Genomic DNA, 23,724 nt, shown 5'->3' with positions numbered 1-23,724 from the left:
GGGTAAACCAAAAAAAAGACTAAATTTGATTTTAAAAACTTAATTAATGAGGATTTGCCTAATCAGTTTTGATTACTGGGACTACGACCACCATATTGTAAACACATTACAAAAGAAAGGAATAGATGCTACCCATATTGATATAAGCAAATACAAGTATGTGTATAAAAGCGTGTTTGAAAAATTGGGTAATTTTTTATCCAAAACGTTTTTAAAAAAGAATAAAAAAAAAATAAACAGGCAAAAATATATTCTTAATACACTTGAAAAAATAGGAAAACAGGATTATATTCTAGTTATAAGGCCTGATTTAATTGATAAGCCTACGCATTTAGCAATAAAAGGTTTTACTAAAAACTATATTGCTTATATTTATGATAGTTGTAAACGCTTTCCTATAAACCATCTTTTAAACGATGTTTTTAATCGCATTTTTTCTTTTGATTTAGAAGATGTAAAAACCTACAATTTTGAGCACATCACAAACTACATTTATTTAGATAAACAAGATATTAGACATGATTTTGAATATGATTTATTTATGGTTATGTCGCCAGACCAAAGAATTAAACAATTAAATAAGTTGGCAAAAAAGCTTGATGACAATAATGTAAGCTATAAATTTATAGTTGTTTCTAAAAAAAGACCAAGCAATTTATACAAGGGCATTGAACACAGTAATAATGATATTGACACGACACAGCTAAATTTATACTTAAACAGATCAAAAGTGATGCTTGATTTAGTTAGAAAAGGACACAATGGTTTAAGTTTTAGAATCTTTGAAGCCCTAGCCTATCAAAAAAAAATAATCACTACAAACCATACTGTAAAAGAATACGCGTTTTATAAAGCTAATAACATTCTAGTTTTAAATGACGATGATTTTAGCATTAATCCCCAATTTTTTAAAACCGAATATATTCCTTTAGAGAAGAACATCTATTACAAATTTACTGTTGACCATTTTGTAGAACAGGTGTTTGATTTACAAAAAAATTAACCTATACCTTAAATATTACTTATTATGAAAAGCCAAAATAATGGATTACAACAATAAACCAGACGCTTATTATAATTTTCCTAGACCAGAAATGCTAGGCTATTTACCTAGGGAAGCTAAACATGTTTTAGAAGTGGGTTGCGGTCAAGGGGCTTTTGCTAGGCAAATAAAAGGCTATAATAATGCTGAAATTTGGGGTATCGAATATATGCCTGAGGAAGGAAAGATAGCAAAAAACATATTGGACAAAGTATTTATTGGTCCTTGTGAGAATTTTATTGAAGAGCTTCCTGATAATTATTTCGACGCCATATTCTTTAATGATGTTCTTGAACATTTAACTTACCCCGATGATGTTTTAAAAAGATTAAAACCTAAGTTAAAAGCAGGAGGTATAGTAATTAGCTCTATACCTAACGTTAGAAACTTTAGAATCCTTAAAATGCTAGTATTTAAAGGCGAATGGAATTATACAGACCATGGTATTATGGATAAAACACATTTACGATGGTTTACCAAAAAAAGTATTAAAAATATGTATGAAAGTCTAGGGTATGAAGTTGTCAGTCATGAGGGGATTAATCCTAGTAAATCACTTAAACCTTATTTGTACAACATCCCTTTACTATTTACTGCCATGGATATGAAATATACACAGTTTGCTACGGTTGCTAAAAAACCACAAGCCGTCTGATTTAATCCACAAGAACCCCTCAACTTTAATCAAAAACTTTTTTAAGTTGATTTTCTATATGTTGTTTTGAAAAGGGCTCTATAAACTGTTCTGACAGATTACTGATAGAACTCCACAATGCTTCATCATCATAAAGTTTTAATATTTTAGAGGCTAATAACTCTGCGCTGTTTGCTATCATTTCTTCTGAAAATGGAGCAAAATTAAAGCCTTCAGCACCAACATCGGTAGTTACAACAGGCAAACTATATTCAAAACTTTGTCCTATTTTTCCTTTTATTCCTGCTCCATACCGTAATGGCGCTACAAACAACTTTGCCGAGTTAAAGTATGTTGAAACATCTTCAACATAACCTACCACATTAAAATTTTCACTGTTTAATTTTATAATTTTTTGTGGCGGATTACTCCCCACAATATCTACTTTTATATCTTTATTTACCTCCCAAACTAAGGGCATTATTTCATTCTTTAGCCATAAAATAGCATCAACATTAGGTTTATGTTTAAACCCACCAATAAAAAGCAAGTTTTTTCTCTCTGAAAATTCTTTAAATGCTTTTGTTTTCTTTTTAAACTCATGGAGGTTACCTATGGTAATCATTTTTGAATTCTCTTTGTAAAAGCTTTCTAATGAATGTTTATCCCTTTCTGATATAACTACAATTTTATCAGCAGCTTTACAATTGTCTATTTCCAACTTTAACATTGCTTCGGCTTTTTGTTTAAGCTTATCGCTTTTTGTTAGCTCCCACTCTCTAATCAATCTTAAATAATGAAAATCTACCATGTCATAAATCAAGGTCACTTTACTATTAAGGTCTTTTATTACCGAATGGTAGGCTTCAAAATTTTCAGGTCTATGTAACCAAGCATAATCTAGTTTTGATGCGATGTTTTTTATATACTGATTTCTTGTTATTAAGTTATCCGCTTTATCCAAACTTGGCTGATAAACATTAACACCTAATGATTTAAACCTCTCAACACATTCATCCTTCTGCTTATATTCTTTTTGATTAGCCATTAAAAAAACAGAGAAGTTATTGTTTAGCATCAACTTAATCAGTTGAAGTAATCTTTTTGATCCAGAATCTTCATTATATTTGGGAATATAGGTATCTATGATTAAAATACTTTTTTCTCTATAATTAATCGAATTAAAATCAAAAACCACATTTTGCTTTTTAAGTTGAAGCTTCAATAGATTATTTCTAAGAATCAATTTTAATCTTTTTTTCATAAACTTTTTAAACATTAATCTATAAAACGAATTAACGCTTCCTTTTTAGATTTCAATTGCTTTACTATATTATTAAGTGTTTCGTCTGAGGATAATCGGAATAGTGATTCATCAATATTCTTTGTTTGGCTGTAGATTAAGGACTTAACTTTTCTTTTCTTTATAAACCCTCTGGTACTTTTTTTGTTTCTAAGTCCTATATTGATTTCTTTATTTTCATGAAAACCTATAGACAACAACCAATCATTCCATTTCCATTCAGAAACCATTGTTCCTTCGTGTAAATGTGAATAAAAACGAAACCGCACCCAAGGTACGCGTACTATATCTGCAATCATTGCTCCATGCATCGCCTCACTTATAATTTGCTCACTTGCTGCTATTTCTGTAATAAATTCTTCTACATTATTCAAGTCTGTTGGCAAAATCAAATTCCAAGATAAATCATCACAAATTTTTTGCCAATCCACTTTATCAACAGACATAAAATAAGGGATGAAGCTTATTTTATATTTTTTTGGTGTATTTATATATGATTTATATTGAGGTAACAAAGTTAAAAAATAGGCCGCATCTGCTATGTAATGATCTAAATTTCCTTTTAATTTTAAAGAGCTATAAGGGCCTCTTAAAAAGAAAATATGCCAAGAATCATCAATTTTTATATTTTCATTAATAGATCTAATGCCTGTTCCAAAAACAACCTTTTTTTCACAGGTATTTGCTTGTTCTATAAATACAGAATCTTCCATTAGAATAGATCCTATTCCAAAAAAAGCAATCTCCTGATGTTCTTGTAAAAAATCTGATCCGAAAATCTGGGGCCACATCCATATATTTAAATCATCTCCAAAATTTCCTGATTTTGATTTATAATAAACTAATTGCATTCCATTTTATTTAATTTTTCAAAGGTATAACAAAAAATAGGTTCATTGAACTACCACACATGTTATTAACTGATAATACTCACTGAGAACCTCATATCTTTTTAGTATTCATTTGGTTTACTTTTTAAAAAACAGCTAAGTAATTCAACTATTTGTACAGCTTTTTGTTACAATTCCATTTTTTAAATTTCATTTAGATATACTAATAAAATCCACTAGATTAAATTGTAATTTTGCAAAAAAAAGAATTCTATTATTCAATAAAAAAATGCAATCAGAACTAAAAAAGGCTATTGATACCTTAAAACAAGGCGGACTTATTCTTTATCCTACAGATACCGTTTGGGGCATTGGCTGTGATGCATCAAACCCTAAGGCTATAAAAAAGGTATATCAATTAAAAAATCGTGTAGACAGCAAAGCATTAATATGTTTGGTGGCTGATGACCGCATGCTAAAAAAGTATGTAAAAGAAATACCTGAAGCCGCTAGAAACATTATTGAGATTACCAACAAACCAACTACTATCATTTACGATGACGCCCAAAATTTAGCTGATAATTTAATTGCTTCAGATGGCACCATTGCCATAAGAATTCCGGATGACGACTTTTGCTATTGGTTATGCAGAAAATTTAACGGCGCCATTGTATCCACTTCCGCAAATATAAGTGGTCAACCAACCCCGAAATCATTTAAAGAAATAGCGCCAGAGGTTTTAAAAGGTGTAGACTATGTTGTAAATTTGCACCACGAAAAAAATTGCGCAAAGCCATCTTCAATTATTAAATTGAGTAATAATGGCTTAGTGAAAATTATTAGAGAATAAAACCGCAACACGCATTAATGAATTTCAAAGAAGCATTAGGCCATCCTGTTTTTAAAATCATATCTAAATCTGCTCAAGAATTACAACTAGATTCTTATGTTATTGGTGGCTTTGTACGCGACTTTATTCTCAATCGTAGAAACGCCAAAGACATTGATATTGTGGCCATTGGTAATGGTATTACATTAGCCCGACAAGTGGCTAAAAATCTGCCTACCCAACCCAACGTTCAGGTATTTAAAACCTATGGCACAGCTATGCTTAAATTTGATGATATTGAAATTGAATTTGTTGGTGCAAGAAAAGAATCATATACCGAAGATAGCAGAAATCCTGCCGTTGAAAATGGCTCATTAGAAGACGACCAAAACCGTAGAGATTTTACCATTAATGCCTTGGCTCTTAACCTAAACGAAAATCAGTTTGGCGACTTACTTGATCCGTTTGGAGGTATGAATGACCTTGAAAATAAAATCATCAGAACACCTTTAAGTCCAGGTATAACATATTCTGATGACCCCTTAAGAATGCTTCGTGCTATACGATTTGCAACGCAATTAAACTTTAAAATTGAATCAACGTCTCTTGATGCCATAAAGAATAATAACAAGCGTATTACCATTATTTCAAAAGAACGTATTGTTACAGAACTTAATAAAATTTTAGAAAGTAACACACCTTCTACAGGGTTCTTGCTACTTGAAAAAACAGGGCTTTTACATCATATTTTACCTGAATTAACCGCCCTAAAAGGGATTGATGAAATAGAAGGCCAACGTCATAAAGACAACTTTTATCATACCCTTGAGGTTGTAGACAATATAGCACAGAATACAGATAACTTATGGTTAAGATGGGCGGCATTACTGCATGACATAGGTAAGGCGCCAACAAAAAAGTTTAATAAAAAGATAGGATGGACCTTCCATGGCCATGAGTTTGAGGGCTCTAAAATGGTGTACCGTTTATTCAAACGGTTAAAAATGCCTTTGAATGACAAAATGAAGTTTGTTCAAAAAATGGTTTTAATGAGCTCACGCCCCATTGTATTAGCGCAAGATATTGTAACCGATTCTGCGGTGCGTCGTTTGGTTTTTGATGCTGGTAACTACGTAGATGATTTAATGACGTTGTGTGAGGCTGATATCACAACTAAAAATCCAAAGAAGTTTAAAAAATATCATAATAATTTTAAAATTGTTAGAGATAAAATTGTAGAAGTTGAGGAACGTGATCATGTTAGAAATTTTCAACCACCAATTTCTGGTGAAGAAATCATGAAAACGTTTAACCTTAAACCTTCAAAAGAGATTGGTATTATTAAAGAAGCTATAAAAGAAGCCATTTTAGAAGGAGAAATTCCTAACAATTATGACGCTGCTCACACACTCATGATAAAAAAAGGAAAAAAACTAGGACTAACACCAACCGAAATATAACGCTTTGTGAAAAAAGAAAAGGATAACAAATTTGTAGTGTACTGGTTATTAACAGGATGCTTTCTCATCTTTATTATGGTTATTGTGGGTGGGATTACCCGGTTAACAGATTCTGGTTTATCTATATCCAACTACCGCTTAATAACAGGTACCATACCTCCTATTGGTGACCAAGAATGGCAAGAAGCGTTTGATTTGTACAAACAACACCCCGAATACCAGTTTTACCATAGCCATTTTAGCATTGAAGATTTTAAGAGCATCTATTTCTGGGAGTGGATTCATCGTGTTATTGGAAGAGCAATAGGCTTAGTATTTATCATTCCTTTTATTTATTTCTTAATTAGAAAACAACTTACAAAACCCACCATTAAGAAATGTGTAGTTTTACTTGGTTTGGGGGCTTTTCAAGGCTTTTTAGGTTGGTATATGGTTAAAAGTGGTTTGGTAGACATGCCCGACGTAAGCCATTATAGGTTAGCAGCTCATTTAACCACCGCCTTTTTAACTTTTGCAGCAACGCTTTGGGTGGCTTTAGATATCATTTTCCCCAATAAAAAACCGGCAAACAAACCTATTAAAAACATAATTATTATCAGTTATATCATTTTAATTGTACAAATTATATACGGTGCTTTTATTGCAGGACTAAAGGCTGGCTTAGTGCATAACCATTGGCCCTTAATGAATGATGGTGAATTCATACATCCTTCTGTTTATGTATTAGAACCTTTTTATAAAAACCTTATTGAAAACCCTAGTGGTATACAATTTGTTCATCGTATTTTGGCATTTCTCGTAGTGGCCTGTGTGTTTTTAATTTGGAAAAAGGCGCAATCTACTTCACTTTCAAAGTACCAAAAACAAAGCGTAAACGCTTTAGTTATTTTAGTATTTTTTCAATTTGGTCTAGGGGTATTTACCTTAATTTTACACGTACCGCTATGGTTGGGTGTAGCACATCAAGTAGGTGCGTTTTTAATGTTGAGCGCTATGACTTTTACATTACATCGTTTTACAAAATAAATTAAAAATAGCTACCTTTGTGCCTCAATTATATGCATTAAATGGTTTACAGATTTAGAGTTATTTTAGACAATGATACTGAAGAGGATATCTTCAGAGATTTAGAAATCTTAGAAACAGATACGCTTGAAGATTTACATAATATTATTACGCAATCTTTTGGTTTTGATGGTTCTGAAATGGCTTCTTTTTACATTAGTAATGATGCTTGGGAGCAAGGCGAAGAAATTTCTCTTTTTGATTTAAGCGATGATAATTCAGCTCGTTTAATGCACGAAACGTCATTAGATTGTGTGGTGCATGAAGCACAAACAAAGCTTATATATATCTACGACTTTTTAAACATGTGGACATTTTACGTTGAATTAGCAGAAATTGTAGATAAAAACGAAGGCTTAGATTACCCTAACCTTATGTTTGTAAAAGGCCAAGTGCCTGACTCAGCTCCTGAAAAATTATTTGAGTCTGATAACTTTGACGACGACTTCAATGAGTTTGAAGATGGTTTAGACATTGATGACTATGATAATTTAGGCTTTGATGAACACTGGAATTAAATGGTAATTACCGCATTTTTAATTTCTCAATATTCACATTTTCGTAATTTCTAGTCAAAAACTCTAAGGAGAACTTTACAATTTGCCCCATGTTTTTACTCTTCTTAAAATTAACGTCGTGAGTATAATCAAAAATGGTCATTTTTAAATAATCAACATGCGCTTGCGTAGAGATTTCATCAGCTTCCATACAATACAACAACTTAGCTACCCGATCATTAAAACTTTTTAATCGTTTTACTAACATAGAGCGTTCTTCCGTTTTATACTGATCAATAGATAATTTTTGAATACTGGTTGAGACCAATTTAACCATCTCATAGTTTTCTTTAAAAAACTGAGGCCTATAAATGTTAAACTTCCCTTCGTAGGATTGTTGATCAAAATCGATAGCTCTTATCTTATAAACAACCTTATCAAAATCGTGCATTGGTACTATCACGTAGTTATAAGAACGCATGTCACCCAGCAATCGTATCATACACCGCTCATTAAACTTCACAAACTCCTTTGCTATCTGAGATTTTTCAGACCTGCTACAATTAGGCAACATATTTTTTATAAACTCATCACCTGGTATACCTGCAATATGTTCTTCAATGAGGGTGTTTCTATACACCAAAAAATTGAGGTTATACGGTGACAACATATGTTCTAATTCTAGTCCATAAATTCTGGAAGCATCGGCCGTTTTTATGTAAAAATAGGTAGAGTTATCATTTAAAATATTTCTGATTTTTATTCGGAAAGGTTTTGAATTTCCAAACGTACAGTAATCAATGGCATCAACACTTAAAAAAGGCAATACATTTTCATTTCCATCAGAATGAAAAATGGTATAAACTTTTTTTAATGCCGATTCAATTTCCTCGCGTTCAAATTCATTATAATAAACACGAATCCAAAGAGTATCATTTTCGTCTTTATCATACACAACAATAGACCCTTGAAACCGTAACAAATCGTCATAAAAAATAGGAATCTTTACCGTTCTATTATATTCTGAAAGATAATTATGTAATTTTGAAGTAATTGGAAATGAAGGTTTCCGTTTTGAAATTTTTAAGTCCTGCATAGCTCATAATCTTACACAAATTTACGGCTTTTCTAGCAAAGGATGTAACAAAAAATAAAGAGTCTCGTCATACCTTTATAACTAACAAAGCTTGCTTATTTATAGCCTGCTCTAAACACGTCACGCTTGAATTCTATTTTAACCATCAACAATCTTACAAAAAAGTTTGGCTACCTCACTGCTGTAAAAGATTTATCATTTACTATAAACAAAGGCAATGTTTATGGTATTCTTGGCCCCAATGGTAGCGGAAAATCAACCACACTAGGCATTGTTTTAAACGTAGTCAACAAAACGTCAGGGAGTTTCAAATGGTTTGATGGAAACGTGTCTACCCATGATGCTTTAAAAAAAGTTGGTGCTATTATTGAGCGTCCAAACTTTTACCCTTATATGACGGCCACTCAAAATTTAAAATTGGTATGCAAAATAAAGGGTGTTGACTATGCTAAAATTGATGAAAAGCTTGAAATAGTAGGACTTTTAGACAGAAAAGACAGTACATTTAAAACCTATTCACTTGGTATGAAGCAACGTTTGGCTATTGCCTCTGCCCTGTTGAATGATCCTGAAATATTAATTCTTGATGAGCCTACAAATGGTTTAGACCCACAGGGGATTCATCAAATACGAGAAATTATAAAACAAATTGCAACTAAGGGCACTACTATATTATTGGCATCACACCTACTTGATGAAGTTGAAAAAGTCTGTTCACATGTTATTGTGCTTAGAAAAGGCGTAAAGCTATATTCAGGCAGAGTGGACGAAATGATTTCAAGTCATGGTTTTTTTGAACTAAAATCAAACCAAAATGAAAAGTTGATTGAATTACTTCATAATCACCCGTCATTCGATAAAGTGGTTGTAACCCCTGATTTAATTACAGCCTTTTTGAAAGAACCCATGAAATCAGAAGATTTTAACTCCTTTCTTTTTGATAAAAACATCATTCTTACGCATTTAGTACAGCGCAAAGAAAGCTTAGAAGAACAATTCTTGCAGCTAACCGACAACCAATAACACATCAAAACCCAACGTAATGTTAAGACTTTTAAGCTTAGAACTACAGAAACTTTTACTTAATAGAACAAGTAAAATTCTAATATTTATTTCATTTATACTGCCTTTCTTTGTTATTCTACTATCTTCTTTAAAAATTAATGTTTTTGGGTTCTTCACACTAGAACTTGGAGAACTTGGGGTCTTCAATTTTCCTATTATTTGGCATCTCACTACATTTTTTGCCTCACAGTTTAAATTTTTCTTTGCTATTGTTGTAGTCAGTATGATTGGTAATGAATACAGCAATAAAACCATAAAACAAAATCTTATTGATGGTTTGAGTAAAAAAGAATTCATTCTATCAAAATTCTACACCATAGTATTTTTCTCATTAATTTCTACGGTTTTAATATGTCTTATTTCTCTATGTATTGGCCTATACTATTCTAGCTATACCGAATTTTCTATAGTACTTAAAGGCACTGAATTTTTAGTAGCCTACTTTGTCAAGCTAATGGGCTTTTTTAGTTTATGTTTATTTTTTGGTATGCTTGCAAAACGCTCTGCCTTTGCACTAGCCTTTTTATTCATTTTATTTATCATAGAATGGATTGTTTTCGGACTCCTTGCATGGCAATTTAATGCTAATGTTGCAGAAAAAACCCAAAACTTTTTTCCTCTTAAATCTATGTACAAATTGATTGATCAACCCTTTCAACGTATTGCAATGAGCAAATTTCCAGACAAATCTAATTTGGTCTATGATTATGCTGCCCATGGCTACGAAATGATTATCGTTTTATGTTGGACAGGCTTGTTTATATTTTTATCGTATAGATTATTAAAAAAGCGAGATTTATAATATCTTTGGTAGCCTTGCTATTAAAGATGAAAAACATTCTTTTTTACATTTGTTGTGCTACTTTTTTTTGTGGTTTTACTCAAAATGAAGCTTCCAATTGGTATTTTGGTTTTAATAGTGGCATAACTTTTAATTCAGCCAACAATACAGTAACCCCTTTAACTAATGGAAGTTTGAGCACTATTGAAGGTTGTGCTTCAATATCAGACGACACTGGAAATCTGTTATTTTATACTGATGGCATAACTGTATGGAATAAAAATCATGCTGTAATGACCAATGGTTTAGGGCTACTTGGCGATCCTTCAAGCACACAATCGGCCATTATTGTCCCCAAGCCTGATAGTGATACTATTTTCTACATTTTCACGGTAGACGACTACACCTTTGAACAACCCCACTTTGGGTTAAACTACTCTACAGTTGATATGTCTCTAGATAATGGTTTAGGAGCCATTACCAATAAAAACGTTCAACTTTTAAAACAATGCTCAGAAAAAATTACAGCTGTTATTAAAGACTGTATTTCAGGATCTATTTGGGTGATTGCCTTTGCCGATGCGAGTGGCGATTTAGATTTCTTTAACACCTTTCACGCCTTTGAAGTAAACAATCTTGGTGTGGAGATTAAGGCGGTAACATCAACATTTTTACAATCTATTTTTGATCCTCGGGGCTACCTCAAACTATCTCCTGATGGTACTAAAATGGTCTGCGCCAATATGACGGATGGACTTTTTGTATATGACTTTGATTCTAAAAACGGCACAGTAAGTAATCAACAAGAAATTGTAATTCAAGGTGCTAGTAATTATCCCTACGGTGTAGAATTTTCACCAAGTGGAGCATTGCTTTATGTACACTCTTCTAACGATTATTTTGATTTTGAAAACCGAGAAAACAATAATAATCCGGCTTCTCATAAATCGGTTCTTACGCAATTTAATCTGTTAGCACTAGATATATCTGCATCAGCTATTATACTTGACAATAGAAACCTGTATCGTGGTGCTTTACAATTAGGGCCCAATGGAAAAATATACCGCGCACTTAGTAAAACATATAATACTGGTACATCTTTTTTGGGTGCTATAAATACTCCAGACCAGATAGGTATAGGCTGTAACTATCAACATAATGCGATAAATTTAGGTTCAAAACTGTCCTCTCAAGGTTTACCTCCTTTTATCGCTTCATTTTTTGGAGAAAAAATCGATATCATAAAAAATGGGGAAAGTTCCAAAAATCTAGCGCTCTGTGATGGTACTATATATACGCTATCTGCCAATACCTATCCTGGTGCTTCCTACGTTTGGAGTAAAGACAAAACCATCTTATATGAAACAAGCAATCAATTAGAAGTTTCAGAATCTGGCCAATACGAACTTTATATCAACCCAAATAATGGTGATTGTGCTATTGAAGGTGAAGCTTACGTGCAATTTTATCCAAATCCAGAGGCCTTTGATTATCTTTTATTACAATGCGATGAAGATGGCTTATTAGATGGTAAAACATTTTTTAACCTTAATGAAGCTTCGGCGGCATTATCAGGTAATTCAAAAGATGTCTTTATTAAGTTTTACACTGATATATCAAGAACAAACGAAGTTAATGGTGATGTTTTTCAAAACACCTCCAATCCCCAAACTATTTATAGTGAAGTAATTAACTCTAAAACAGGTTGTTTTAGCCATTCAGAATTGACCTTACAAGTTAGCCTGACCGACAGCAATGATATAACCATTTCTCATTGTGATGATGATGGTCTTGATGATGGTCACTATCAATTTAACCTCAACGATTATAAAAATAAGATTACCGAAGGCTTACCAACAGGATTAGACATTGCTTTCTATGAAAACTATGACGATGCTTTGCTTGAACAAAATAAATTAGATTCGCTCTATACCAACACCATTGCGTCTTCACATAGTATTTTTGCACGTGCTGAAAATACTAATGGCTGCTATGGCATTAGTTCCATTTTGCTCACCGTATTCCCGCTTCCTAACATGAAAAGCGACGAGACACCTTATTATTGCTTAAACAAGTTTCCTGAAATGATCACACTTGATGCTGGTATTATTAACGATTCCCATTCAAACTATACCTATAACTGGTCTAACGGGGCAACGAGCTATAGCATAAATGTAAATACCATTGGCTCATATACCGTCACTGCAACAAATGCCAATGGTTGCCAAAAAAGCAAAACAATTACCATTGAGCCCTCAAATGTGGCAACGCTTAATGATATAAACATTACGGATGCCTCTTCAAATAACACCATTACTGTTCTTGCAAGTGGTGAAGGCATCTATCAATATCAACTGGTGGACGATAAAAACAATGTGATTGCTCCATTTCAAGAAGACAACATATTTTACCATGTCTTCCCTGGTATTTACAGGGTTTATATCAAAGACATTAAGAATGATTGTGGTGAAATATCTAAGTCATTATCTGTTATTGGCTTTCCTAAATACTTTTCACCAAATAATGATGGTGTTAATGATACGTGGCAGATTTACGGTATTACAGAAGCTTTTCAACCCAATACTAAAATTCAAATTTTTAATAGATTTGGTAAACTTATAAAAGAAATTTCTCCTTTAGGTGAAGGTTGGAATGGGCAGTTAAATGGACAATATTTACCTAATGATGATTATTGGTTTATGGTAAAATTACAAGATGGTCGTGTTTATAAAAATCATTTCACATTAAAACGATAAAAGCAATAATTTACTTTTTATCGATATTTTTTGCATTTCATCTATTTAATACCTATTTTTCGACACTATAAATGGCATGTTTATTTTTGCTGAGAAACCAAATTGAAAAACCTACAAGCAATGAGATTTGTTTATTATGTTATATGTATTCTACTTTGCTTAGCCAACACAGCCTATTCTCAGCAAATATCTGTAAATGATGGTGTTGATCTAGAAACCTTAATACAAGATAATCTTGTTGACGGTTGTGTTGACATCAGTAATATTACCTCTTCTGTAAATGGAGCATCAAGTGGATTTTCAAGTTATGGCTATTTTGAAAGAGGCAACTCCAATTTTCCTTTTGAAAATGGTATCATGCTCTCTACTGGTGCTGTTGCTTCAGGCGGAAATACGGAACAGTCTGCCGCGCTTAGTGATGGTTCTGCTTCGTGGGGATCAGATCCAGATTTAGAAACTGCCTTAGGAACTACTAATGGTTATGTAAATGCTACGGCTATTGAATTTGATTTTGTATCCATTTCTAATCAGTTTCAATTTAATTATTTATTGGCTTCAGAAGAATATTATGACACCTACCCCTGTCAATTTTCAGATGGTTTTGTGTTTCTTATAAAGGAAGCAGGTACAAACGATCCGTATCAAAATATAGCACTCATTCCAGGAACCTCAATCCCCGTAAACACCAACACCATTCACGATGAAATTTTCGGTATTTGTCCTCCCGAAAACGAACAATATTTTGAAGGTTACGGCATTGGTGACACCAATTATAATGGGAGAACTACAATACTAACAGCTTCAGGAACTATTCAACCCAATGTGACCTACCATATTAAACTCATTATAGCCGATCAAACAGATTCTTTAAATGGTGGTTTTGATTCGGCAGTGTTTATTGAAGGTGATAGTTTTAGAGTTTTAGATTTAGGTGAAGACGTATCAACCTGTTCGGGCTCCGTTACCCTAAATGCCGATATTAATAATCCTTTGGCATCATATGTTTGGTATCGAGATAATACAGTTATAACAGGAAGCACTAGTTCTAGCTTTATAGCAACCCAAAATGGCACTTACAGGGTAGAAGTTACCGTACCCGTTAATGGTAATGATTGTGTTGAAACAGATGAAATAACTGTGGTTTTAAACACCGAAGAAGCTATGAATCCATTATTGGATTTTGAATTATGTGATGATGCTAGCGGTGATCAAATTGAAACGTTTGATTTGAATCAAAAAAATTCAGAAGTCCTTTCAAATGCCCCGTTTTCAAATCCATTGTTTAGTTATCATTATTCTGAAACCGAAGCAAGAAGCAATCAAAACCCAATTACCTCTCCTATTCAAAACACAACAAACCCCCAAACCATTTTTATACGAATAGAAGATCGTAGTTCAGGGTGTTTTGCATTCTCTAGTTTTAATTTAGTTGTTAATAGCAGACCTTCAATTACACCGCCTTCAGATTTAGATATTTGTGATGCTGATGAGCAACCAGATGGCAGAACTGACATTGACTTAACCGAAAAAAATGACGAAATCACCTCTGGTGATAGTAACTTAAGAGTCACCTATCATTACACAGCCTTCGATGCTTCTAATGGTAATAACCCCATTTCCATGCCTTATAGAAATACCAACACTCCATCAGATCAGGTATTTGCAAGGGTTATCAATAGTAATACGGGCTGCACCACAACAACAACTTTAAACATTAATATTACAACAAGCCCTATAGTAAACCGAGAACCTCAATATTTAAATGCTTGCGATAGCGATTTAAATGGAAATGCTTTTTTCGATTTAACAGAAGTACTCCCGGCTATTCTGGGCGGATTAACTCAAGTTACGCCAACATTTCATTCTTCTATTTCTGATGCCGAGGCTGGTATTAACCCTATTACAAATGTAACCAACTATGAATACACTAACGGAAGTCCAGAACCTGGATTTGCCACACTTTATTTAAGGGTTTTAGATGATAATACCCAATGTGCCTCCGTCATTCCTTTTGAAATACATACTAACTTACTTTTAACTGGTACCGATATAGGCGACTTTGCTTTATGCGATAATGATACAGACTCAACTAACTCTTTAGATTTTAACCTTTTTACGGTTGAAAGTTCTATTGCCAATAATCTAGATACTCCAAACGGACTTCCAAACTCTATAAATGTTACATTTTACCAAAGTGAATCTGATAGAAATAACGGCACTAATGCCCTAGACAAATCACAGCTTTACGCAGCACTTAGCCCAAGCCTCTTATATATTACCATTGACGATGGAAGTTGTATCCAAGAAACAGAAATTACATTATTAATAAATCCTATATTACTATTCAACAACGTGGTTATCCCGTATTGCGATAATGATGACGATGGTATTACTAGTATAGATTTAGAATCTCTTGATGGTATTATTACTGGAGGTAACACAAACTTTACCGTATCGTATTTTGCTAATCAAGTTGATGCCGATAATAATAACACGTCAAATCAATTACCCCGTTATTTTGTAAACGACGATCCCGTTGAAACACTTTATGCCAGAATAACCAGCTTGGGAGCTTCGGGCTGTTCTACGGTAAATCCTTTTAGAATAGAAGTATTTACAGCGCCTACAACCACTGAACCTACAAATATTGTGGTTTGTGATGATGACCAAGATGGTATTTCAATTGTAAACCTTAACAATAAAATATCTGAAATTGTTTCTAGCACCTCTGGATTAGATATTGATTTTTTTACCACGTATGAAGACGCCGATAATAAAACCAACGAAATTCCTGAAAGTGAAAGAACAGCGTACACGTCAAATACCCAAACCATTTATACGCGCGTTGAAGATATAGTAAGTGGCACAAACTGCTATGCTATAGTACCATTTGAAGTTATAGTTAACACCTTACCTATAATACCAACCATAACCGATTACAAAATCTGTGAGCCCTCAGGGACAAGTGTTTCCAATTTTACTTTTTCTGAAAAAGACAATGAAATATTAAATGGGCAAGCAGGTAAAGAGGTATTCTATTTTGAAGATAGTAGTTTTACAATGCCTATTGATAAAGAATCTTACCAGAATACCTCAAGTCCGCAGACTATCTATGTTCGGGTTGAAAATAGCACCGATGCGTCTTGTTTTGAAACGGCATCATTTACCATACTGGTTTCTCCAAATCCTATTTATAATGCATTTAGTAATTATACCATTTGTGACGACGATAGTAATGATGGAAAACATCTATTTAATTTAGATGAAAAAGCCCAAGAAATCAGGCAAGGCATGACTGATGATTTAACCATTTCATTCCACGAAACTTTTGATTATGCTGATAATAATTTAAATCCAGTAAACTCAAGCTATACTAATATTACCAATCCTCAAACCCTATATGTTAGAATAGAAAACAACAATTCACTGTGTCATGTTATTGAAGAATTAGGCATCAATATATTAGCCGCACCAAATATTACTGAGGCCTCAGATATGATGAATTGTGATGCCGATTATGATGGTATTACAAACTTTGATTTAACCACAGCAAATTTTCAGATTTTAGATAGAGTTCAAAGCAATTTAATCATTAACTATTTTGAAAATTTTGAAGACATCAATCAGGAGGATGGCTTAGATAATTCCAATGAAATTACAAATCCTACTAACTTTATATCTGAAACGCAAACCGTTTACATTAAAGTAGCCAATACATTAACAACTTGCTTTAGTGTTATTCCCTTAAATTTAGTAGTAAATATACCGCCAGAATTCAATATCATAGGTACCATTGACATCTGTGATAACCCAACAAACACCTATGATTTATCTTTAGTTGACAACAGGATTGTTAATAACCTAAGCCTTGTTACTATATCCTACCATGAAACCATTGCCGATGCACAAAATAATACAGCTCCTTTAAACAGAAGTTTTAATTATACCTCCAACCAACATACCTTTTTTGTTAGAATATCCAATAATCTAACAGGCTGCCCTATTATAACATCATTCACGTTGAATATAAACCCCAATCCCGTGGCATATGCCCCATCTAACTTAGTATATTGTGATGATAACACCAACCAAACGGATACTCTTATTTTTAATCTTTTAGATAATGAAAATGATATTTTAGGCTCTCAAAATTCAAATGATTTCACGGTAAGCTTTCATCAAAACTTAGAAGATGCATCTGATAATTTAAACCCTTTAAATACATCATATGCTGGTTATAACCAAGAAACTATCTTTGCTCGAGTAGAAAACAACACCACAGAATGTTACGATGTTACAAGCTTCAATTTAACCATTAATCCCATTCCAAATATTGCCATTGAAGATATTGTACCACTATGTAACAATTTCCCTGTAGAAATAATTGCAGACACTGGTTTCCCTGATGATATTTATGAATGGTCTACAGGTGAAACCACCCCTTCTATTGTGGTACAGCCTTCAGACCTAAACAGTGGACGTTTAGATTTATGGGTACATGTAACTCGCCCTTATATTACGGGAGACTGCGAAAACAATAAAACATTTACTGTTCTGGCTTCTGATGAAGCAGAAATTAACTTAACCTCTACCGTGAATTTTTCTGATCCCAATAGCATTACCGTTGAGATTAACAACAACCGCATTGGAAATTATGTATTTATCTTGGATGGGGGCACACCGCAAACATCACATGTTTTTGAAAATGTATCGTTTGGTAATCATCTTGTTACGGTAAAAGATTTAAACGGATGCATGGATGTATCTCAAAATGTATTTGTTTATGATATTCCTAAGTTTTTCACGCCCAATAGTGATGGATTTTATGATACCTGGCATATTATTGGAGCAGAGCAACTCCCAGGATCAAGCTTACATATTTTTAACCGCTATGGTAAGCTGTTAAAAACACTTCAACATAATTCTCCTGGTTGGGATGGTACCTACAACGGACAAAACATGCCATCAGACGACTACTGGTTTCATGCTGAGATTGTTCAAAATGGAAACACCTTTGATGTAAGAGGTCATTTTGCATTAAAACGATAAAATTTTTAACGGAAATCGTTTGTTTTTATCATTTTAACAGAAAAGGATAAACCTTTTTAGTTTTCTTAAGTCTTATATGCTTAAAAAGCATATTTTTAACACCCTAAACTAATTAATTAAGAATACTAATTATAAAAAATGCAGACTCCCCATCATATCAAGCCTCTATTGTTTGTGTTTTATCTGCTTATAGGAAACTTCGTATTTGCACAATTAAGCAAAACACATTATATCCCTCCTTTAACAAGTGGACCTGATAATGCAATTCCCCAAGATCAATATATTTATATATCTACCCCTAATTCTTCTTTAGTGCCATATACAATTACTGAAGTAGGTGGAGCAACTATTACCGGGTCTGTTTCCAATACCGCACCTCAGGTTGAAATAGTTTCTTTAACTGGGGGAGATAACACCCAATTGTTCATTCCACGTGGCTCTACAAGTACTGTTTATAGTAACAAAGGTTACATTATTGAAGCCGAGGCACCTATTTATGTATCCGTAAGAATGAATGCTGGAGGCGCTCAAGCTGGTGCTTTAGTGAGTAAAGGGATTTCCGCTTTGGACAAAACGTTTAGAATAGGTGCTTTCACTAATCAGGCTGGTAGAATAATAAACAATAATGGAACACCTTCGGAAAACTTACTAAGTTTTTTATCTGTAATGGCTACCGAGGATTTAACCACTGTACATTTTTCAGGCATTTCAAATAATACAGAAGTAGAAAACTTTAATCGTACATTTCCGTATGAGATAGTTCTGAACAAAGGAGAAAGCTACTGTATTGCAATGAATAGTTATTCCGCGGTACACCCTACTAATAATAAAGTTGGGCTCATAGGGTCTCTAATTACATCGGATAAGCCCATAGCAGTAAACTGTGGTTCGGCCAATGGGAGTTTTCATAATGGTGGTGGTAGAGATTATGGAATAGATCAAATTGCTGGACTTTCTAAAGTAGGTAAAGAATATATTTTTGTAAGAGGTAATGGAAATGATAGTTGGGAAAACGTTTTGGTTGTTGCGCATTATGATAACACATCAATAACAATTAATGGAGCAGCCAATCCTGTAACAACACTAAATGCTGGTGAGCATTATGTTATTGAAGGTAATTATTACATAAATGGTAACATGTACGTAGAAACCTCTGAAGACACATTTATGTATCAAGGTGTTGGAGGTTTAAATACCAATGGTCAACCAAGTGAAGCTAACCAAGGTATGTTCTTTGTACCACCGCTAAGCTGTGAAACCAGAGGAAACATAGATAATATTGCAAGTATTGACAAAATTGGAAATCTTACCTATAATGGAGGTATTTCTATTGTCACTAAAACGGGTGCCAATGTTACGGTTAATAATCAAGCTTTATCCAACTTCTCTACCATAGGTCCGAGCAGTGTTATAGGAAACACAGATTACGTTACTTATAAAGTAACTGGTCTAACAGGAAATGTTTCCGTTCAAGGTGATGATGAGTTGTATGTTGCCTATTTTAATCAAAATGGTGCTGCAACGTCAGGTAGTTTCTATTCTGGGTTTCAGTCTAAACCAGAATTTAATTTTGATGTACAACATGCTATCTTAGGGAATTGTATTGGCAACAACTTAACACTATCTGTTGCAAATGCGCTAAACTTTGAAAGCTTTGAATGGCAATTTGATGACGGATCAGGGTATATTATATTGCCCATAACAGATTCATTCATAACACCAACACTTCCAGGAAAATATAAACTAGTAGGAGAACTACCCTGTAATGGTGGTTTTCTTGAATCAATAGAAGTTCCTGTGAGTATTTGTCCAGATGATAATGATAATGATGGTATTATAGACAACTTAGATATTGATAATGATAACGATGGAATACTAAATTGTACAGAATCCAGAGGTGATGTGACTATCAATCTAAACAATTTAAACAATCCAATTTTAGAATTTCAGGATACTACTACTAATTCATCAATTACCAGCGGAATATATGCTACCAGTAGTAGTTCTAATGGCTCCAACACCTTTGTTGGTAATAATTTAGGAAACTTTACAAGTAAGGTAGAAGCTGCTGCAAGTGCAGAGGGAAACTATTCTATGACATTTACAGAACCTGTAAATGTTAAACTATCTGAAGACACTAGCTACACGCATTCTTCCGTAGATGGTGAATATTTTGTTGTTAAAATTTTTCCAGCTAATAAAAACATTACTTTGGTAGATCCTGATGACAGACTACTTGTAGATTCTAATTTTGATGGTCTTTTTGAAACTGGTATTACACAAATTTCAGGTTCTGAGATTCACTTTAAACATAACCCTGCCGCAACGGGCTCCACTCCATTTGAGATTTTCGCAAATCAAGTAAATGGATTGGAATTCATTCATAGACTAAGCAATTTATCGAACAGCTCTAATTTTCAAGCCAATATATCCTTAACCTGTTTCAAAAAAGATTCAGACCTTGATGGTGTTCCTGATTCCTTGGATTTAGACAGTGATAATGATGGTATACCAGATAGCATTGAAAACCAAGGCTTGTTAATAACCTTATCTGATACTGATGCAGATCTAAATGGGCTGGACGATATTTTTGATATAAATATAACACCTGTAGATTCAGATAATGACGGTATTCCTGATTACCTTGATCTAGATAGTGATAATGATGGTATTACCGATTTAATCGAAACAGGTCAACTTGGCAATTTTTCTGACACCGATTTAAACGGCGTGGTTGACGGTCCAGATTTTGGTTCTAATGGATGGATTGATACTGCTGAAACGAGTCCTGACAGCAATCTTATAGGCTATACACTCGATGACACTGATGCCGATGGTATATTTTCTTATCGTGATGCTGATGCTGATGGAGACAGCTGTAGTGATGTGATTGAGGCTGGTTTTTCAGATGTAAACGGTGATGATTTTCTAGGCGACAATATCCCAACAGTTGATGCCAATGGTCTCGTAAATAATGCCAATGGTGATGGCTACACCATACCAAATGCAGACTACCTGAATTTTGCTCCGCTCGCTATAACAACCCAACCTATAAATACACCTATTTGCTTGTTAGATGCTGGTCAAATCTTTGTGGAATCAATTGAGGCTGAATTATTTCAATGGGAAGTGAGTACAGATGGTATAAATTGGTCTGTAATTTCAGATGATGCCATATACAGTGGCACTCAAACCAATACGCTGAGTTTTTCAAATGCACCTGCCAATTTTAATAACAATGTATACCGAGTAAAGTTAGATAGAGCAGGAAATTCCTGTGGGTTATATTCAGATGAAGTAATTCTTACTATTTACGACCTACCTTTAGTAAGTACTCCGAGCACCTATAAGCAATGTGATGATGCTTCTAACGACGGGCAGGCGTTTTTTAATCTTACTTTAGATAACATAAAAACTGAAATTAACCCGAATTATGGGGCTGAAAGTTTAGTATTCACCTATTTTGAAACGCAACTTGATGCTGAAATGGGTACCAATGCCATTACTAGTCCAGAAGCTTATCAAGATGCTGTTGGATTTTCAAATGAGACCGTTTGGATTAGAGTTGAAAACTCCAATGGATGCCACCAAGAAGTTTCTTTAGAACTACAGGTTAATCCATCGGGTACAGCACTTACTAATTATACACCAAACACCTACTATGAATGTGATGACGGTACTGATGTAAGAGACGGCATTTCAAGCTTTGATTTTTCTGATATGAGAACCCATATAAATGATGTACTTTTTCCATCATTAAACGTATCGGTTCACTTTTTTGAAAGCCAATTAGACGCAGAATTAGAAACGAATGAAATTCCTGATATTTCTGCGCATCAAAATAGTAATTCACCTAATCGTCAAGATATATGGGTTCGGGTAAAAAGTGACCTAGATAATGATTGTCTGGGGTTAGAGGTTTTTCCTGATTTACTCATTGTTGAAGCACTTCCTGTTGCCAATCCTGTTACCATAGCAAGACAATGTGATTATGATCTATCTGATACAGTCTTATCTTACCCTTTTGATACGTCTCAAATTGAAAGTACTATCTTAGGCAATCAAAACCCAGCCAACGTAAGTATCACTTATTTTGACGAACAAGGAAACACACTGAGTAGCCCGCTTCCTAATCCCTTTATAACAGAGAGTCAAACCATTTCAATTGTAGTAACTAACAACATTTCTAACGACTCTGATGGTGCTTGTTTTGATCAAACCTCCCTTGAGTTTATTGTAGATGCACAACCAGTTGCCAACCCAATTTTACCTATTGAAGTTTGTGATGGAGCGCTTGGAGATATTGATAATGATGGCTATAGCTCATTTGACACCTCTAGTTTCACCAATACTATTCTTGGAAATCAATCTGGTATGGAAATTTATTATGATTATATAGACGAAAACGGAGGACAGATTGTAGATGCCACAGCATTGCCCAACCCTATCATATCGGCCACGCAAACCATTCAAGTTCGTGTTATCAATCCGATAAATCCTATGTGTTATGCAAACACTAATATAGAGATAATTGTTAACCCACTGCCTAATTTTACGGTTGAAACACCTCAAATTGTTTGTTCTTCAGATCCTACATTCTCAATTATTTTGGATCCCATTGAAGCAAATATAACCGAGACCTTTAATTATGAATGGTATTGGACAAGTTTAGACGGTTCAACCGTTAATCAGTTTGTTTCAAATCAAAGTACCATTACCGTTTCAACTCCTGGCACCTATACGGTAACACTCACAAAAACTGATGGAACGGGATGTTCTAGATCTGAAACCATTTTTGTTGATGCCTCTGAATTAGCAACAATCACCCAAGATGATGTGACTATTGAAGATATCAAAGAAAACAATTCGGTTAGCATTGACCCCACACATTTAGGCAGAGGTGACTATGAATATGCATTACAATTAGAAAACTCCAACTTTATAAATTACCAAGAGGAACCTTATTTTGAAAACGTAAGACCTGGATTTCATACCATTCATGTGCGCGATAAAATTTGTGGTACAGCTAGCTTGAAAATTTCTGTGATTGGCTATGATAAATTTTTCACACCAAACGGAGACGGCTTCAATGACACCTGGAAAATAAAAGGCGTTAATGCAGCATTTCAGCCTAATACTACCGTACTTATTTTTGATCGTTACGGAAAACTGTTAAAACAATTATCGGTAGCTTCTGATGGCTGGGATGGTACGCTTAATGGGTATAGATTACCTACAGACGACTATTGGTTTAGAGTGGTGCTTGAAGATGGCAGAACTTTTTCAGGACACTTTACATTAAAACGTTAGCTTCTTT

14 protein-coding genes are annotated in these 23,724 nt (G+C 33.9%); 11 read left to right on the top strand and 3 right to left on the bottom strand.

What is annotated here, in order from left to right; translation table 11 throughout:
* Positions 1-46 precede the first annotated feature (46 nt).
* Positions 47-1,003, top strand: coding sequence for a hypothetical protein (locus KFZ70_RS11140; RefSeq protein ID WP_139698095.1), 957 nt, complete (start codon positions 47-49; stop codon positions 1,001-1,003).
* Between the two features lie 40 nt (positions 1,004-1,043).
* Positions 1,044-1,697, top strand: coding sequence for a bifunctional 2-polyprenyl-6-hydroxyphenol methylase/3-demethylubiquinol 3-O-methyltransferase UbiG (locus tag KFZ70_RS11135; protein ID WP_139698096.1), 654 nt, complete (start codon positions 1,044-1,046; stop codon positions 1,695-1,697).
* Positions 1,698-1,722: 25 nt separating this feature from the next.
* On the opposite strand, the gene KFZ70_RS11130 is transcribed toward KFZ70_RS11135, so the two are convergent.
* The gene (locus KFZ70_RS11130; protein WP_233244077.1) at positions 1,723-2,940 is read right to left on the bottom strand and encodes a glycosyltransferase; all 1,218 of its coding nucleotides are present in this window, start codon (positions 2,938-2,940) and stop codon (positions 1,723-1,725) included.
* Between the two features lie 14 nt (positions 2,941-2,954).
* Positions 2,955-3,830, bottom strand: a complete 876-nt coding sequence (locus tag KFZ70_RS11125) for a polysaccharide pyruvyl transferase family protein (RefSeq protein WP_139698098.1) — start codon at positions 3,828-3,830, stop codon at positions 2,955-2,957.
* A gap of 268 nt (positions 3,831-4,098) precedes the next feature.
* Between KFZ70_RS11125 and KFZ70_RS11120 the strand changes: the two genes are divergently transcribed.
* Genes KFZ70_RS11120 through KFZ70_RS11105 form a run of 4 tightly spaced genes read left to right on the top strand, consistent with a single transcriptional unit; the run spans position 4,099 to position 7,681 of the window.
* Positions 4,099-4,659: an L-threonylcarbamoyladenylate synthase gene (locus tag KFZ70_RS11120; RefSeq protein WP_139698099.1), complete on the top strand. Its 561-nt coding sequence runs from the start codon at positions 4,099-4,101 to the stop codon at positions 4,657-4,659.
* Positions 4,660-4,676: 17 nt separating this feature from the next.
* On the top strand, positions 4,677-6,098 hold the full coding sequence (locus KFZ70_RS11115; protein WP_139698100.1) for a CCA tRNA nucleotidyltransferase: 1,422 nt from the start codon (positions 4,677-4,679) through the stop codon (positions 6,096-6,098).
* 6 nt (positions 6,099-6,104) lie between these two features.
* A complete protein-coding gene (locus tag KFZ70_RS11110) occupies positions 6,105-7,124 on the top strand; it encodes a COX15/CtaA family protein (protein ID WP_139698101.1) in 1,020 nt (339 codons plus the stop codon).
* Positions 7,125-7,165: 41 nt separating this feature from the next.
* Positions 7,166-7,681, top strand: coding sequence for an IS1096 element passenger TnpR family protein (locus KFZ70_RS11105; RefSeq protein ID WP_139698102.1), 516 nt, complete (start codon positions 7,166-7,168; stop codon positions 7,679-7,681).
* 7 nt (positions 7,682-7,688) lie between these two features.
* On the opposite strand, the gene KFZ70_RS11100 is transcribed toward KFZ70_RS11105, so the two are convergent.
* On the bottom strand, positions 7,689-8,756 hold the full coding sequence (locus KFZ70_RS11100; protein ID WP_139698103.1) for a hypothetical protein: 1,068 nt from the start codon (positions 8,754-8,756) through the stop codon (positions 7,689-7,691).
* A 126-nt stretch (positions 8,757-8,882) separates the two neighbouring features.
* On the opposite strand from KFZ70_RS11100, the gene KFZ70_RS11095 reads away from it, so the two are divergent.
* The 5 genes from KFZ70_RS11095 (at position 8,883) to KFZ70_RS11075 (ending at position 23,717) form a co-directional block, all read left to right on the top strand.
* Positions 8,883-9,779, top strand: coding sequence for an ABC transporter ATP-binding protein (locus KFZ70_RS11095; RefSeq protein WP_139698104.1), 897 nt, complete (start codon positions 8,883-8,885; stop codon positions 9,777-9,779).
* A gap of 19 nt (positions 9,780-9,798) precedes the next feature.
* The gene (locus KFZ70_RS11090) at positions 9,799-10,623 is read left to right on the top strand and encodes an ABC transporter permease (RefSeq protein WP_139698105.1); all 825 of its coding nucleotides are present in this window, start codon (positions 9,799-9,801) and stop codon (positions 10,621-10,623) included.
* Between the two features lie 26 nt (positions 10,624-10,649).
* A complete protein-coding gene (locus tag KFZ70_RS11085) occupies positions 10,650-13,358 on the top strand; it encodes a T9SS type B sorting domain-containing protein (RefSeq protein WP_139698106.1) in 2,709 nt (902 codons plus the stop codon).
* A gap of 120 nt (positions 13,359-13,478) precedes the next feature.
* On the top strand, positions 13,479-18,407 hold the full coding sequence (locus KFZ70_RS11080; RefSeq protein WP_139698107.1) for a T9SS type B sorting domain-containing protein: 4,929 nt from the start codon (positions 13,479-13,481) through the stop codon (positions 18,405-18,407).
* Between the two features lie 138 nt (positions 18,408-18,545).
* The gene (locus tag KFZ70_RS11075; protein ID WP_139698108.1) at positions 18,546-23,717 is read left to right on the top strand and encodes a T9SS type B sorting domain-containing protein; all 5,172 of its coding nucleotides are present in this window, start codon (positions 18,546-18,548) and stop codon (positions 23,715-23,717) included.
* Positions 23,718-23,724: the final 7 nt, after the last annotated feature.

Source organism: Allotamlana fucoidanivorans (assembly GCF_045788535.1).
Classification (GTDB): domain Bacteria; phylum Bacteroidota; class Bacteroidia; order Flavobacteriales; family Flavobacteriaceae; genus Allotamlana; species Allotamlana fucoidanivorans.
Note: the sequence above shows the minus strand (reverse complement) of the source record. Positions and strands in the feature narration are given on the sequence as shown.